The sequence below is a fragment of the Streptomyces sp. NPDC023157 genome (assembly GCF_055560575.1).
The window spans coordinates 83372-97314 of the sequence record NZ_JBVHIL010000005.1; the positions used below are offsets into that span (position 1 = coordinate 83372).

Annotated in this window: 11 protein-coding genes; 6 read left to right on the forward strand and 5 right to left on the reverse strand. The window is 76.2% G+C overall.

Translation table 11 applies throughout. The features are described 5' to 3' along the window. Window positions 1-148: 148 nt before the first annotated feature. Window positions 149-2206, reverse strand: coding sequence for an FUSC family protein (locus ACZ3ZE_RS19030; RefSeq protein WP_361620788.1), 2058 nt, complete (start codon window positions 2204-2206; stop codon window positions 149-151). Window positions 2207-2315: 109 nt separating this feature from the next. Further along, a complete protein-coding gene (locus ACZ3ZE_RS19035; RefSeq protein ID WP_467259867.1) occupies window positions 2316-3587 on the reverse strand; it encodes a DUF2786 domain-containing protein in 1272 nt (423 codons plus the stop codon). 158 nt (window positions 3588-3745) lie between these two features. Here ACZ3ZE_RS19035 and ACZ3ZE_RS19040 point away from each other — a divergent pair, with 158 nt between their 5' ends. The 3 genes from ACZ3ZE_RS19040 (at window position 3746) to ACZ3ZE_RS19050 (ending at window position 7333) form a co-directional block, all read left to right on the forward strand. After that, window positions 3746-4483, forward strand: coding sequence for an ABC transporter ATP-binding protein (locus ACZ3ZE_RS19040; protein WP_467259869.1), 738 nt, complete (start codon window positions 3746-3748; stop codon window positions 4481-4483). Next, entirely contained in the window at window positions 4477-6645 is a 2169-nt protein-coding gene (locus tag ACZ3ZE_RS19045; protein ID WP_467259871.1) for an ABC transporter permease, read from the forward strand. The genes ACZ3ZE_RS19040 and ACZ3ZE_RS19045 overlap by 7 nt, the downstream gene beginning before the upstream one ends. Before the next feature lie 205 nt (window positions 6646-6850). Further along, window positions 6851-7333, forward strand: a complete 483-nt coding sequence (locus ACZ3ZE_RS19050) for a DUF1877 family protein (RefSeq protein WP_361176713.1) — start codon at window positions 6851-6853, stop codon at window positions 7331-7333. A 77-nt stretch (window positions 7334-7410) separates the two neighbouring features. Here the strand turns inward: ACZ3ZE_RS19050 and ACZ3ZE_RS19055 are convergent, their stop codons facing one another. After that, on the reverse strand, window positions 7411-8328 hold the full coding sequence (locus ACZ3ZE_RS19055) for an NADP-dependent oxidoreductase (protein ID WP_361176715.1): 918 nt from the start codon (window positions 8326-8328) through the stop codon (window positions 7411-7413). 158 nt (window positions 8329-8486) lie between these two features. Here ACZ3ZE_RS19055 and ACZ3ZE_RS19060 point away from each other — a divergent pair, with 158 nt between their 5' ends. Further along, window positions 8487-9743 carry a helix-turn-helix transcriptional regulator gene (locus ACZ3ZE_RS19060; RefSeq protein WP_361176717.1) on the forward strand — a complete coding sequence of 419 codons (1257 nt, stop codon included), beginning with the start codon at window positions 8487-8489 and terminating at the stop codon, window positions 9741-9743. A gap of 60 nt (window positions 9744-9803) precedes the next feature. Continuing rightward, the gene (locus tag ACZ3ZE_RS19065) at window positions 9804-11492 is read left to right on the forward strand and encodes a bifunctional 3'-5' exonuclease/DNA polymerase (protein ID WP_361176719.1); all 1689 of its coding nucleotides are present in this window, start codon (window positions 9804-9806) and stop codon (window positions 11490-11492) included. Between the two features lie 70 nt (window positions 11493-11562). Here the strand turns inward: ACZ3ZE_RS19065 and ACZ3ZE_RS19070 are convergent, their stop codons facing one another. Together ACZ3ZE_RS19070 and ACZ3ZE_RS19075 are read right to left on the reverse strand one after the other, a co-directional pair. Next, on the reverse strand, window positions 11563-12831 hold the full coding sequence (locus ACZ3ZE_RS19070; RefSeq protein WP_467259874.1) for a hypothetical protein: 1269 nt from the start codon (window positions 12829-12831) through the stop codon (window positions 11563-11565). Window positions 12832-12905: 74 nt separating this feature from the next. Next, window positions 12906-13415 carry a SigE family RNA polymerase sigma factor gene (locus tag ACZ3ZE_RS19075; RefSeq protein ID WP_361176723.1) on the reverse strand — a complete coding sequence of 170 codons (510 nt, stop codon included), beginning with the start codon at window positions 13413-13415 and terminating at the stop codon, window positions 12906-12908. 135 nt (window positions 13416-13550) lie between these two features. On the opposite strand from ACZ3ZE_RS19075, the gene ACZ3ZE_RS19080 reads away from it, so the two are divergent. After that, window positions 13551-13943 carry a DUF6479 family protein gene (locus ACZ3ZE_RS19080; protein WP_361176725.1) on the forward strand — a complete coding sequence of 131 codons (393 nt, stop codon included), beginning with the start codon at window positions 13551-13553 and terminating at the stop codon, window positions 13941-13943.

The window sequence follows — 13943 nt, forward strand, 5'->3', positions numbered from 1 at the left end:
AACTTCCTCGGATCATAGCTGCGTTCATATACCGATGCATGAGCAGATGCACGTGCACGCGGGGTGGCGTAGTGACTACGCGACTCAGCGTGCGGAGACTTGACGGCACGTCAGCGCAGGTGGGGGCCGGTGGGGCCGGGACGGCCGGCTAGCGGTGGGACGACTCCGTCAGCGCCAGCGCCAGGTCGTCCAGCGCCTCCAGGAGCAGCGGGGCGCCCTTGCGCAGCAGGAAGTGGTCCGGCGCCCCCTCCCCCGCGGCCCACGCCCCGACCGTCTCCCGCAGCTCGTCCCAGCGTGGCACCTTGCGCTCCCGGACCGCCTTCGCGCCCCGCTCCGTGCTGCGCCGCAGCGCCTCCGCCAGGGCCGCGGCCTCCGGGACGGGCGGCGCGCCGCGCTCGGGCAGATGGGCCTCCAGGAGCATGGCCACCCGGCCGAGCTGGGCCAGAGCGGCCTCGGCCCCGTCCGCCGCCGCGTGCGACAGGCCCCGGTGGCGGACCGGCTCGTGGGCGGCCCGGGCCAGCCCCTCCTGCCAGGCGATCCGGGCGGTGCGGGTGCCGAGCAGCGCCTCGCGCACATCGGGGCAGGAGGGCCCGGTGGGGTCGGCGTAGTGGGCGACGACGGCGGCCGCGTACCGCCCGTCGGCGACCAGCCAGTCCGCGAGCCGGCCGCGCAGCCTCGGCGTCTCCCAGGCCGGGTAGACCGCGTACGAGAGCATCGCGAGGACGCCGCCGAGAAGGGTCAGCAGGAGGCGGTCGCGGATGGTCTGGGAGAGGCCCTCGCCGGCCATGCCGAGCAGGAAGACGACGTACGCGGCGACGAAGACCTGGCTCATCGCGTAGCCCGTGCGCATCAGCAGGTACATCCCGAACGCGCACAGCACCGCGAGCGCCGCCGAGCCGTACACGCCCGGGTGCGCGGCCTGGACGATCCCCGACGCGAGGGTGACCCCGACGAGGGTGCCGCCGAAGCGGGCGACGGACCGCGCGTACGTCTGCGTGAAGTCCGGGCGCATCACCATCACCGAGGCCATCGGCGCCCAGTAGCCGTGCCCGAGCGGCAGGGCCGTCCCGATCAGATATCCGGCGCAGGCGACCGCCGTGACCCGGACCGCGTGGCGCAGGATCGGCGACTCGTGGCGCAGCTCGGCGCGCATCCTCGCGAGCGCCACCGGCACGAGCGCGACCAGGGTCGGGCGGCTGCGGGCCTCGGCGGCCGTCTCCGTGCGGGGCTCGGCGGTCTCCGTCACGTCGCCGAGCAGCGCGGCGAGCCGGATCGCGGCCCGGCGGGGCGCACCCGTCAGGATCGCGCCGGTGTCCGGGGTGCGCAGCGCGGCGACGGCCGCGGGCGGCAGCTCGACCGGTTCGCCGTGCCGGATGGCGTGCGCGGCGGCGTCCAGCACCTCGGCCGCCGCGGCCAGCAGCTCGCGCACCCGGTCCCGTTGCGGGCCCTCGGCGGGCGCGCCGACAGCCGGGTCGGCGAGGGAGGCGAGCACCGGCCGGATCCGCTCGGCCAGGCCACGGGCCCCGTGGAGTTCGGCGGGGCGGCGGCGGGCCTGGCGCGGGGTGACGGCGGCGGCACTGCGGGCCGTCATCAGCGGGACGGGGTCGAAGGAGGCGATCGGGTCGTGGCGCAGCCGCCGGGCGTAGTCGGCCTCCGCCGCGAGCGCGTCGGCGAGCGCGTCGCGCTGGGCGCCCCAGCGGCGCACCGGCAGGGCGACGATCAGCGCGGCCTGCACGAGACCGCCGACGGCGATCATCGCGGCGTGCCCGGCGGCGGTGGCGACCGAGGTCGGCAGGGTCACCGTGACCAGCATGATCGCCACGTTGGAGGCGGCGATGATGCCGACGGTCGGCCCGACGGCCCAGGCCAGGCCCGCGAGGAAGGTCCACACGGCGAGCAGGACGAGGAAGAGGGCCGGGTGGGAGGCGGTGAGGTAGCCGATGAAGGTCGAGACGGCGAGGCTCGCGCCGGAGGCCAGCGCGAGAGTGGGGCGCGGCCGGTACGAGCGCTGGAAGGTCGCGATCGCCGCCTGGAACGCGCCGAACGCGGACGACGCCGCCACCGCGGGCCCGAACAGCGCGAGCGACACCCCGACGACGAGCGCCAGCCCCAGCGCCCCGCGCGCGGCCACGGCGGGTTCCAGCCGCCGCCGCTCGACGGAGAGCCCCGAGCGCGCGGTCTCCTTCAGCGCCCGGAGCCAGCTCATGAGGGCGAGCCTAGTCGCGATGTGGGGCGAAACGGGCATTCGGGCGGTGTGGCCCCTGCCCGAGGGGGGGCGGGGTGCACGATCGTGGCGCGGTTGCCGCGCCCCCGCCTCAGTCGATCTCGCCCCTCGCCCGCGCCCCCAGGCCCGCCCGGTCCGCCGCCGTCGTGCCGTGGTTCCAGCCGTCCTCGTCCCAGGCGGCCCGGACCCTGCTGGTGCGGGTCTCCGGGAAGAGCTCGTCCGTGCGGGCGGTGACCGCGACGTCGCGGGTGGCGAGGGCCGGGAGGAGGGTCGGGGCCTCGGCGGCGACGCGGCGGGAGGTGGCGGAGAGGCGGGCGCCGAGCCGGTTCGCGTAGGCGAGGAGGAAGGACTGGCGGAACGACTTGGTGCGCTTGCGGCCGCCGGCCCGCTGCTCCGCCTCCGCCCGGGTCATCGCGGCCGTGCCCTGCACGAGCAGCGAGGTGTAGAGCAGTTCCACCGGGTCCAGGTCGGCCTCGAAGCCGACGACCGTCGAGAAGCCGAGCCCCTCGCTCCACACCGCCCGGCAGTGGTTCGCCGTCGCCACCGCGTCCAGCAGGATCGCCTTCGCCTGCTCGTACGGCGCGTCGACGCCGATCCGCAGCGCCCCCGGCGTCTCCGGCGAGGGCGCGCCCGCCGCGAGGGTCGCCTCGTCGAGGCTGTGGCGGGCCATCAGTTCCTGGGCCTTGGCGGTCAGCGCCTCGGCCTCCTCCGCGTACGTCGTCGCCTCGGCCTTCGCGAGCAGCGCGCGGATCCGGCTCAGCGTCTTGGGCTCGCCCGCGACGGGCGGCGGCAGGGCCTCGCCCGGCACGGGGCCGACCGCGTCGAGGCGGGGCAGCCGGACCAGGAGCCGGTACAGCTCCAGGACACCCGTCGCGTACGAGAAGCGGTCGGCGGTCCAGCCGGCCGGTTCGAGCGCGTCGAGCTGGGCCTGCCAGCGGTGCGGGAGGCGTTCGTAGCGGGCCGTCTCGGCGCGGACGAGGCCGGAGAGGAGCCGGACGTGCTCCTCGGCCAGGTCGCGGCGGGCCATCCGGACGAGGTCGGCCGGCTGCCAGCCGCGCGTCCACAGGGAGCGGACGAACTCCTCGCCGCGCCGGGCCAGTTCGGCGTCCGCGCCGGGGGCGGCGGCGAGCAGGGAGGCCGCCGTGTCCAGGGCCCGGTCGTCGTTCCCGTACAGCGCCTTGAGCGCCTCCTCGACGACGCGGATGGCCTCGCCCGTACCGTCGCCGCCGGTGCCGGTGCCGGTGCCAGTGCCGGGGGCGGATCGCGCGCCGGATCCGGTACCGGAGCCCTTGCCGCCGCCGGATCGGGCGCCGTTGCCGGTGTCCGCGCCCCCGCGCCTGCCGTTGCCGGTGCCTCTGCTCATGCCGGGTGCCTCCTCGACCGCACTGCGCCTCGCTCCTCCACACCCTGTGTGTCCCCCCGCCATCGTCCCAGGTCGCCGCCGGGGGTAGGGCCGGCCCTACCCCCGGGACGCCCGCCAGAGGGCGTGATCCGGGACGGCGCGGACGGTTCGCTGGGACCATGACCTCCTACGCCGTCCGGCTCCGCGGCCTGCGCCGCCACCACCGAGACGTCCGCGCCCTCGACGGCGTCGACCTCGACTTCCCCACCGGCAGCTTCACCGCCGTGATGGGCCCCTCCGGCTCGGGGAAGTCCACACTGCTCCAGTGCGCGGCCGGCCTGGACCGGCCCACCGCCGGAACGGTCGAGGTCGGCGGGGTCGCCCTGGACGGCCTGAGCGAACGGCGGCGCACGCTGCTGCGGCGGGACCGGATCGGCTTCGTCTTCCAGTCGTTCAACCTGCTGCCCTCCCTGACCGCCGCCCAGAACGTGGCCCTGCCCCTGCTGCTCGCCGGCCGCCGCCCGTCCCGGGCCCGGGTGCGGGACGCCCTCGGCCGGGTGGGCCTCGCCGGGCGCGAGCGGCACCGGCCGGGCGAACTGTCCGGCGGCCAGCAGCAGCGGGTCGCGCTGGCCCGCGCGCTGATCACCGCCCCCGCCGTCCTGTTCGGCGACGAACCGACCGGCGCGCTCGACTCCACGACCGGCCGCGAGGTCCTCGACATGCTGCGCGCGCTCGTCGACGACGACGGGCAGACCCTCGTCATGGTCACCCACGACCCGGTGGCCGCGGCCAGCGCGGACCGGGTGGTCTTCCTGGTCGACGGCCGCGTGCGCGGCGAACTCCACGCGCCCACGGCGGAGTCGGTCGCGGCCCGGATGGCGGGACTGGAGACGCGGAGCGGAGGCCGCGCGTGCTGACCGTCGTCGTCGCCGGGCTGCGGGCCCGCTGGGCGTCCTTCCTCGGCGGGTTCCTCGCGCTCGCGCTCGGGACGGGGCTGCTCGTCGTCATGGGGCTCGGTCTCGCCGCCACCGCGCACGCGCCCGAACGGGCCCCGCAGCGATTCGCGTCCTCGCCCGTCGTCGTGCAGGGTCAGGACCGGCTCTCCGCCGAGGTGCGGCGCGGGCCGGGGAGCGCCGTCGTCGCCCTCCCGCTCGACCGTCCACAGCCTGTGGATACCGAACTCCTGCGCGAGCTGCGGGCCCGCTGGACCGTCACCGTCTCCGGCGGACCGGACGCCGTCGGGGTCGACGCCCCCGCCGCCGAGGTCCTGGCCCTGGCCGACGGGCGGGCCCGCGTGCTCACCGGCGCCGAGCGGCGGCTCGCCGACCCCGACGCGGGCCGCGACGCGCAGGCGCTCGTCACCCTCAACGCCCTGCTCGGCACCGCGGGCGGCGTCACCGCCTTCGTCTCCGTCTTCGTCGTCGCCTCCACCTTCGCCTTCGCGGTCGCCCTGCGCGGGCGCGAGTACGGGCTGCTGCGCACCGCCGGGGCCACCACCGGGCAGGTGCGGCGGACGCTGCTCGCCGAGGCGGCCTGCGTCGGCGCCCTCGCCTCGGCGACCGGGTGCCTGCTCGGCTCGGCCGGCGCGCCGCGGCTCGCCCGGGTCCTGGTGGCCGGCGGGGTGGCCCCCGACTGGTTCACGATCGGGGCCGGTGGCGTCACCTGGCCGTTCCCCGCCGCCTTCGGCACGGGGGTGACGGTCGCCCTCGCGGGCGCCTTCGCCGCCTCCCGCCGGGCCGGGCGGATCGGCCCGGCGGCCGCGCTCCGCGAGGCGGACGTCGACGCGGGCGTCCTCCCCCTCGGCCGGGCGCTGCTCGGCGCGGGCCTGCTCCTCGGCGGCCTGGGCCTGCTGGCGTGGACGTGCGCGACGGACCCGTCCACGCTCCTGAAGCGCAAGACGTACGTCACCCAGCCCATGCTCCTCATCACCGGCACCGCCCTGCTCGCCCCGCTCCTCGTCCGCCCCGCCGCCCGCGCGCTGCGGCTGCCGGGGGCGGTCGGGACGCTCGTACGCGAGAACGGCGCGGCGGCCGTCCGCCGCACCGCCGCGGTCGCCGCCCCCGTCCTGGTGACGGTCGCCCTCACCGGCACCCTGCTCGGCTCGGCGGCCACCGTGACCGGCGCGAAGGCGGCGGAGGCACGGGCGCAGACGGGCGCCGCGTACGTCACGACGGGCACGGGGCTGCCCCGGGACGGGGCGGCGGCAGCCCGGGGCGGGGCCGGGGCGGTCCGGGCCGGGGCCCCAGCAACCACGGCCGGGTCCGGGGCAGTCCGCCCCCCGTCCCCCACCGGCCCGACCTCCGTCTTCGTACGGGAGGGCGGGGAGGCGCTGGTCAAGTACGGGGCGCGGGCCGTGGCCGACCCCGCCGCCTGGGCCTCGTACGCCCGGCTGCCGGTCGTCGCGGGTGATCCGCGCGAGCTGGACGACCGGTCGATCGTCGTCACCGAGGAGTTCGAGCGGCACACGGTCGGCGAGTGGGTGGAGGTGTGGACGGCGGACGGCCGGGGGCCGGTGCGGCTGCGGGTCGCGGCGGTGCTCGCGCGCGGGACCGGGGACAACGGACCGTTTGTGACCTGGGCGAACGCCCCGGGCGCGACCGTGGACCGGATCGACGCCGACCGGCCCGTGCCGGTGCCCGGCGGGACCGTCCGTACCGCGGACGCCTGGGCGGCGGCGGCCTTCCCCGCCGGCGCCGCGAGCACCCCGCAGACCCGCCTCGGCCTGCTCCTGGTGCTCGGCATCGCCGTCCTCTACACGGTGATCGCCCTGGCCAACACGCTGCTCATGGCGACCTCCGCGCGCGGCCCGGAACTGGCCTCGCTGCGCCTGGCCGGTGCCACCCGGGCGCAGGTCCTGCGGGTGGTCGCGGGCGAGACGCTGCTCGCCGTCGGCATCGGGGCGGTCCTGGGGCTGGTCGTCGCCGGGGTCTGCCTCGCCGGTCTGGGGGCGGGGCTCGCGGTGCTCTCCGCGCCGGTCGCGGTCACGGTTCCGTGGGCGTGGGCGGGGGCCGTGGCGGGGGCGTGCGCGGTGGTTGCGACGGGCGCCGCCGCGCTCCCCGCGTGGCGGCTCTCGCGCTGACGGGAGAGGCTGGGGAGTCGGGACGGGACAGGGACCGGGGTCGGAGCCGGGTCCCTGTCCCGTGCCGTCCGGCGGGGCCGCACCCCCGTGTCGCCCCCTCCGGTCCTGGTGGCCCCCGTGACGGCGGAGGCCGGGTCGGATGTCTGTGCGGGCGGGTAGGTTTTCGCCGGTCGGCCCGGTGTGCGGGCCGTCGAACGGGGGAACCATGCACATGCATCTGCGGGCCGCCGCGGAGGCCGAGATCCTGGACGACCACGCCTGGCTCGAAGCCTTCATGGCGACGGCCTGGGAACACCACCAGGTGGAGTACGCGGCGGGGGTCGCCGAGTCGCTGGAGAAGGACTTCGACCTGGTCCACGAGCTGTTCTCGGCGAGCGGGGACGCCGCCGGGTGGCTGCCGGTCTTCGGCGGCAGACAGCCGGCCGGGGCGCCCGACGGCCACCGTGCGCACCCGCCGCTGCTCCTCCTCGAACCGGCCGAGGTCCGTACCGCCGCCGCGTTCCTGGCGGAGGTCCCCTTCGACGCGCTGTGGGAGGCGGCGGGCGCCAAGATCCTCGCCGCCTTCGGCCCCGGCTGGGCCGAGGCCCTGGTCCTGGAGATCTTCCGGGGCCGTCACCGCGACCTGCGGGCGTTCTACGGGCGGGCGGCGGCGGCCGGGCACACGGTGGTCAAGGCCGGCTGGTTCTGAGCCGCCGCGACACCGCCCCGGGGAGCGGCCCACGGACGCCCCCCTGGACGCCCTCTTGGGCACCTCCTCGGACGCCCCTAGAGCAGGATCACCAGCTTGCCGCGGACGTGTCCCGACTCGCTGAGCTCCTGGGCGCGGGCGGCCTCCTTGAGGGGGAAGGTCTCCGCGAGGTCGAGGCGGAGCCGGCCGTCGGCCACCAGGGCGGCCAGCTCGGTGAGGAGGCGGCGTGCGACGGGCGCCTCGACGGTGACGCCGGAGAAGACGATGCCGTGCTCGTGGGCGTCGGGGGCGGCGATGGTCACGATGCGGGACTTCTCGCCGCCGAGCAGCTCGACGGAGACCGGCAGGGTGTCGTGGCCCGCCGCGTCGAAGACCGCGTCGACGCCCTGCGGGGCGGCCTCGCGGACCCGGTCCGCGAGGCCCTCGCCGTAGGTCACGGGGGTCACGCCGAGCTCCCGCAGGAAGGCGTGGTTCCGCTCCGAGGCCGTGCCGATCACCGTCACGCCCGCCGCGACGGCCAGCTGCGCGGCCACCGCGCCGACGGCACCGGCGGCGCCGTGCAGGAGCAGCGTCTCGCCCGCCCCGACGTCCAGCAGGTCGAGGACCCGCCGGGCGGTCTCGCCGGCGACGGGGATGCTCGCGGCCTGCTCCCAGGAGAGGGCGGCGGGCTTGGGGGCGAAGACCCCGGCGAGGGCGTACTCGGCGTAGGCGCCGGTCGTCGTCCAGCCGAACACCTCGTCGCCGACGCGCACTCCGGTCACGCCCTCGCCGAGCGCGTCGACGGTGCCCGCGAACTCCAGGCCGGGGACGGCGGGGAAGGTCGTCGGGTAGAACTCCTCGACCCAGCCGTAACGGCGCTTCCAGTCCACCGGGTTGACGCCGACCGCCGCCACCTTGACCCGTACCTCGCCCGCGCCGGGCTCGGGCACGGCCACGGCCGACTCGTGGCGCAGGACCTCGTGGCCGCCGAACTCCCCGTACACGATCGCTTCCATGACTCCCCGTCTCCCTGCTCCGGATCCGTCTTCGGTGATCCGCAGAAGTGCGTTGTGATCCGTTTCGATGGATCAAGCATCCGTCCGGGACCACCCCCGCCCCGCCATCCGAACGGACAGTCCCACCTGACCGAAAGGACGGCCGTACGCTGTCCCTCATGGAACTGACCGCCACCGGCGCCCTGTTGGCCGCTCACGACGTCATCCGGCAGCCGCTGGGCGAGATCCTGCCGCGCCTCTCCGAGGTCCTGGAGCCGCTGATCCCGCACCGCGCGGCGGTCGAACTGTCCACGCACTGCGCGCACTCGCCGTTCAAGCGGAGCGGCGGCGCCGAGCTGCCGTTCACCGCCGCCGAGCTCACCCCACTGCTCGCCGCCGGGGTCCCCGGCGAGCCCTGGCAGGGGCCCGCCTGGGTGGGCGGGGCGGAGCGTGAGGTGGTCGCGGTACGGAGCGACGCCACGCCCCGCGGGTCGGTCCTCGTCCTCGTACGGGAGGAGGGCGCCGAACCGGCGGGCGCCGCCGAACTCGGCCTGGCGCAGGCCCTGTGGGACCTGGTGACCAGCCACTTCGACCGCTTCGCGAGCGAGGCCGTGCCGGACGCCCTGGCCCGCTCGCGGACGGCGGCCGACACCCGGGCGCGGGTGACCGCCGAACTCACCACCGCGCACGCCGCCGCGCTCTCCGGGCTCCTCGGGGTGCTGCGCAGCCGCGCCCTGGACGACTCCGCCGCCCGCGCGACCGCCACCGACCTGGCCGTGTCGTCCCTGATCGAGCTGCGGGCCGAGTCCCAGCGGGACAGGTCGGTCGCCGAGGAACCCGCCCTGGAGGCCTTCGCCCGGCTCTCCGACGTGCTGCGCCCGATGCTGCGGCACAGCCCCGTACGCCTCGAACTCGGCCCGCCGGAGTCCGTCCGCACGCTGCCCGCGGACGTGGCGCACGGCACGCGGGCGATCGTCCGGGCGCTGCTCCTGATCGTCCTGGAGCAGGAGGCCGTCTCCCGGGTGCACGTCGGCTGGACCCTGACCGAGCACGAACTGCGGGCCACCGTCCGGGACGACGGGCCGGGGCTGCTCGACTCCTGCCCGCTCGGCGCGGGCAGCGTCACCGATCGCCTGGAGGTGCTCGGCGGGCGCCTGGAGCTGGACGCCGTGCCCGGCTGGGGCACCACGCTCACGGCGACCGTGCCGCTCGCCACGCCGGACGCCCCGGCCGCCGCGATGAGCCCGCTGACCGGGCTCGGGGAGCGCGAGGTCGAGGTGCTGACCCATCTGGCGCTCGGGCACCGCAACCGGCAGATCGCGCAGGAGCTGCACATCAGCGAGTCCACCGTGAAGTTCCACGTCGCCAACATCCTGAACAAGCTGGGCGTCGGCTCCCGGGGCGAGGCCGCGGCCCTCTTCCACAAGGCCGCCTGAGCGGCGGTGGCGTGGCTCGCCTCCCGCTGATTGTCAGTGGCGGGTGCCAGACTCGCACTCGTGACCGAGAGGTGGGCACTCGCGCCCGAGCCGGAGGGGGACGGGGCGCTGCTCGTCGCCCTCGGGCCCGACGGGCTGCCCGCCGGTGAGGTGCGGCGCGAGCCGGACCTGGTGGCGGCCGTCCGCTCCCGCCCGGACGTCACCCGCTGGGTCTGGCGCGCCACCTCCGAGGTGTACCCGCGGCTGCTCGCCGCCGGCGTCCGCGTCGAGCGCTGCTACGACATCGAGGTGGCCGAACAGCTCCTCCTCGGCCACGAGGGGCGGCTCGGCGAGCCCCGCTCGGCCGCCGCCGCCTGCGCCCGCCTGCACAACGCGCCGGTGCCGCCCGACCCGCCGCCGCGCGCCGCCGAACCCGGCTCGCAGGACTCCCTCTTCGAGCCGGTGCCCTCCGCCGGCCTCCCCTTCGACGCGCTCCTCGACGTGTACGCGGAACAGCAGCGGCGCCACGACCGGGCCGAGCACCCGGGGCGGATGCGGCTGCTCACCGCCGCCGAGTCCGCCGGCATGCTGGTCGCCGCCGAGATGAACCGGGCCGGGCTGCCCTGGCGGGCCGACGTGCACCGGGAGGTGCTGCACGGACTGCTCGGCGAGCGGTACGCGGGCGGCGGCGAGCCGCGCCGCCTCACGGAGCTGGCCGACGAGGTGTCCGCCGCGTTCGGGCACCGGGTGCGGCCCGACCTGCCCGCCGACGTGCTGCGGGCCTTCGCGCGGGCCGGGATCCGGGTGCGGTCCACCCGGCGCTGGGAGCTGGAGGAGCTCGACCACCCGGCGGTCGCCCCCCTCATCGCGTACAAGAAGCTCTACCGGATCTGGACCGCCCACGGCTGGTCCTGGCTCGCCGACTGGGTGCGCGACGGGCGCTTCCGCCCCGAGTACCAGCCGGGCGGCACGGTCACCGGGCGCTGGACCACCAACGGCGGCGGGGCACTCCAGATCCCCAAGGTGATCCGGCAGGCCGTGGTCGCCGACGAGGGCTGGCGGCTGGTCGTCGCCGACGCCGACCAGATGGAGCCCAGGGTGCTGGCCGCGATCTCCCGCGACCCCGGCCTGATGGAGGTCGCGGGACACCCCGACGACCTGTACACCCGGCTCTCCGACCGGGCCTTCTCCGGCGACCGCGACCACGCCAAACTGGCGCTGCTCGGCGCGGTCTACGGGCAGACCAGCGGCGACGGCCTGAAGAACCTGGCCGCGCTGCGCCGCCGCTTCCCGCGCGCCGTGGCGTACGTGGACGACGCGGCGAAGGCGGGCGAGGAGGGGCGCCTGGTGCGCACCTGGCTGGGCCGCACCAGCCCGAAGGCGGCGGGCGGCGGCGAGGACGAGGAGGCGGGCCTGCCGCAGGCCGCCGCCGTGGAGGACGCCCCCGAGCAGTACGTGCCGGGGTACGCGTCGACCGACGCCCGCGCCCGGGGCCGCTTCACCCGTAACTTCGTGGTCCAGGGCAGCGCCGCCGAGTGGGCCCTGCTGATGCTCGCGTCGCTGCGCCGCGCCCTCGCCGGGATGCGGGCCGAGCTGGTCTTCTTCCAGCACGACGAGGTCATCGTGCACTGCCCGGCCGAGGAGGCCGCGGCCGTCACGGAGGCGATCCGCGCGGCGGGCGACGAGGCGGGGCGGATCGCGTTCGGGGAGACGCCGGTGCGTTTCCCGTTCACGACGGCGACGGTGGAGCGGTATTCGGAGGCGAAGTGAGGCGGGGCCGGGCCGGGCGAAGGGGGGACGGGCCGGACCTCCGCCGAGGTCCGGCCCGTCGTTCAGGGGGTCACTTCCCGGTCAGCGCACGCCACTTCGGGCTCAGCGCGATCGTCTTCATCTGCTCCGTCGTCAGCGCCGGCTCGGGGCGGGTCGCCGCGTCGTGCTGGGTGCCGGAGTTGAACGCGGAGACGACGACCCGGAAGTCGTCGGGGGCCAGGGTGTCGGCGCTCCACCAGACGACGCCCTCGCCACCCTTCTCGCCCGGCCGCTCACTCAGGCTCACCAGCGTGCCGTCGGCCTCGGTGGTGACGCCGGGGACGCCGAAGACGTCGCCGCGGATGCCCGTCATGCCCGGCTGGACGTTGATCTGGACGAGGCTCCTGCCCTTGCCGTCGTCGACGACCAGGTAGGCGTAGCTGCCCTGGCCGCCCTTGTCGACGACCCGGAGGCCCTGGTTCTTGGGCAGCAGCGAGCGCAGCGTCGCCTGGACGGCGGCGCCGCTCGGCTCGTGCGCGCCGGGGTCCGTGGTGGAGCCGCCGGGCTTGGTCTGCGGGGGCGGCAGCTGCTCCAGGAGCGGACGCCAGCCGCCCGCCGTGACCAGGGTCTTCAGCTGCGTCGCGGAGAACGGGGGGTTCTCGCGGGTGATCGGGGAGTCCTTCTCGGCCGCCGCGTTGTACTCGCTCGCGTCGACGATGAAGCCCTCCTTGGTCTGCAGCAGCGCACGCCAGTTCTTGGTCTCCACGCGCTTGTCGGGGTACTCGTACCCCTCGACGATCAGCAGCCGGGAGCCGCCGGGCAGCTTCTCCGCGACGCAACGGTCGTAGGGGACGGCGACCCTGTCCGGGCAGCTCATCTGGTCCGCCGACCAGGCGCCCTCGGCGCGGTAGAGGCCGACCGTGACGCCCGCCTTGCCCCTGCCGTCGTCGTACACGGCGGTGACGCTCTGGCCCCGGCCCTCGGGGTCCTGGATCTCCCAGGTGCCGGCCGGGGTGTTGGCCTTGAGGACGGCGGCGAGGGAGGCGACGGGGATCCGCGGCTCGTCGCCCGGCTTCTCGCCCGTTTCGCCGCCGCTGGGCTTGGGGCCCGCCGCCACCGAGACGCCCGCGTCGTCGGTCGTACCGCCGCCGCCGAGCAGGGAGCCGCCGTACACCCCGCCCACGCCGATCGCGGCGAGGGCGAAGGCGCCGCCGGTCACGGCGAGGCGGCGGCGCAGCAGCCGGCGGCGGCCGCGGGCCAGGCCACCCGTGGCCAGCTCGCGGCGGTCCTCGGCGGCGAAGCCGTCGCCGGTGCGGCGCAGGACCGCGCCCAGTTCCTCCTCGAATCGTCCGTTCGTCACGTCGTGCTCCTCGTGCTGAGGCATGGCGGGATCACCGTCTCGGGTTCGTGGGTCGGGAAAGTGTGTGGGCCGGGTCAGCGGGCGGCGAACTCGGCGATGCTGCCGCCGAGCCGCCGGCGCAGCGTGGCCAGGGCGCGGGTGGAGCGGGTGCGGACCGCCGCCGAGCTGACGTGCAGGGCGTCGGCGGTCTCCTCGACGCTGCGGTCCTCCCAGTAGCGCAGGACGACCACCGCCCGGTCCTTGGGCGCGAGCTGGGCGAGGGCGTCGAGCAGGGCGATCCGCAGGGCCGGGTCCTCCCCGGTGTCGGGGGCCCGGTCGGGCAGCTCGCCGAGGGGGCGCTCGGTGGCCGAGCGGCGCCTGCGGTGGCTGAGGAAGCCGCGTACGAGCACGGTCTGCGCGTACCCGGCCGGGTTGCCGATCCGGGTCATGCGTCCCCAGTGGACGTACATCCGGCCGAGCGTGTCCTGCACCAGGTCCTCGGCGAGATGGGTGTCGCCGCTGGTCAGCAGGCATGCCGAGCGGAACAGGTGGCCCGAACGGGCTGCGGCGAACTCCAGGAACTCGTCCGCGCGGGAGTGCGTCATGTCCCCCCTTCCGTCGCGTGTCGTGTTCGCTGTCGGTGCGCTTACACCTCACATACGCGATGGGCTCCGGGAAATGTTTCAGAACCGGATTCCCCCCGCAGGACGAAACGGAGCAAAACGGGGTATCCCTGGAGTATGAACACTTTCCTCGTGGGTTCCGCCCAGGTCACCACGGCGGCCGGTGTCTGGCAGTCCGGTCTCGCCCAGGTCCTCGGCGGGCTGATCGTGGTCGTCGTCCTCATCGGCGCCTTCATACTCGGCATGCGCCTCAAGGACCGCGAGTCCAAGCCACCCGCCCCGGAGGAGCAGCCGCACCGCCCCGAGACCGACGCGCTGCCCGGCGAGATGTCCGAGTACCGCAGGCCGGCGGAGATGCCCCAGACCGACGGCGAACACCGGCTCATGCCGTACCAGCTCAAGGAATCCGGCAGCGAGACCTCACCCGACCCGCCGAGCGAGGAGAAGCGCAAGTGGGGCGGCATCTCCAGCGGCGGCTTCGGCAGCGGCGGGACCGGACACGGCGACTGA

Bases quoted from the DNA above. Each gene is read 5' to 3' on its own strand.
- ACZ3ZE_RS19030 (WP_361620788.1), bottom strand. From the start codon at position 2,206: ATGAGCTGGCTCCGGGCGCTGAAGGAGACCGCGCGCTCGGGGCTCTCC.
- ACZ3ZE_RS19035 (WP_467259867.1), bottom strand. From the start codon at position 3,587: ATGAGCAGAGGCACCGGCAACGGCAGGCGCGGGGGCGCGGACACCGGC.
- ACZ3ZE_RS19040 (WP_467259869.1), top strand. From the start codon at position 3,746: ATGACCTCCTACGCCGTCCGGCTCCGCGGCCTGCGCCGCCACCACCGA.
- ACZ3ZE_RS19050 (WP_361176713.1), top strand. From the start codon at position 6,851: ATGCACATGCATCTGCGGGCCGCCGCGGAGGCCGAGATCCTGGACGAC.
- ACZ3ZE_RS19055 (WP_361176715.1), bottom strand. From the start codon at position 8,328: ATGGAAGCGATCGTGTACGGGGAGTTCGGCGGCCACGAGGTCCTGCGC.
- ACZ3ZE_RS19060 (WP_361176717.1), top strand. From the start codon at position 8,487: ATGGAACTGACCGCCACCGGCGCCCTGTTGGCCGCTCACGACGTCATC.
- ACZ3ZE_RS19075 (WP_361176723.1), bottom strand. From the start codon at position 13,415: ATGACGCACTCCCGCGCGGACGAGTTCCTGGAGTTCGCCGCAGCCCGT.
- ACZ3ZE_RS19080 (WP_361176725.1), top strand. From the start codon at position 13,551: ATGAACACTTTCCTCGTGGGTTCCGCCCAGGTCACCACGGCGGCCGGT.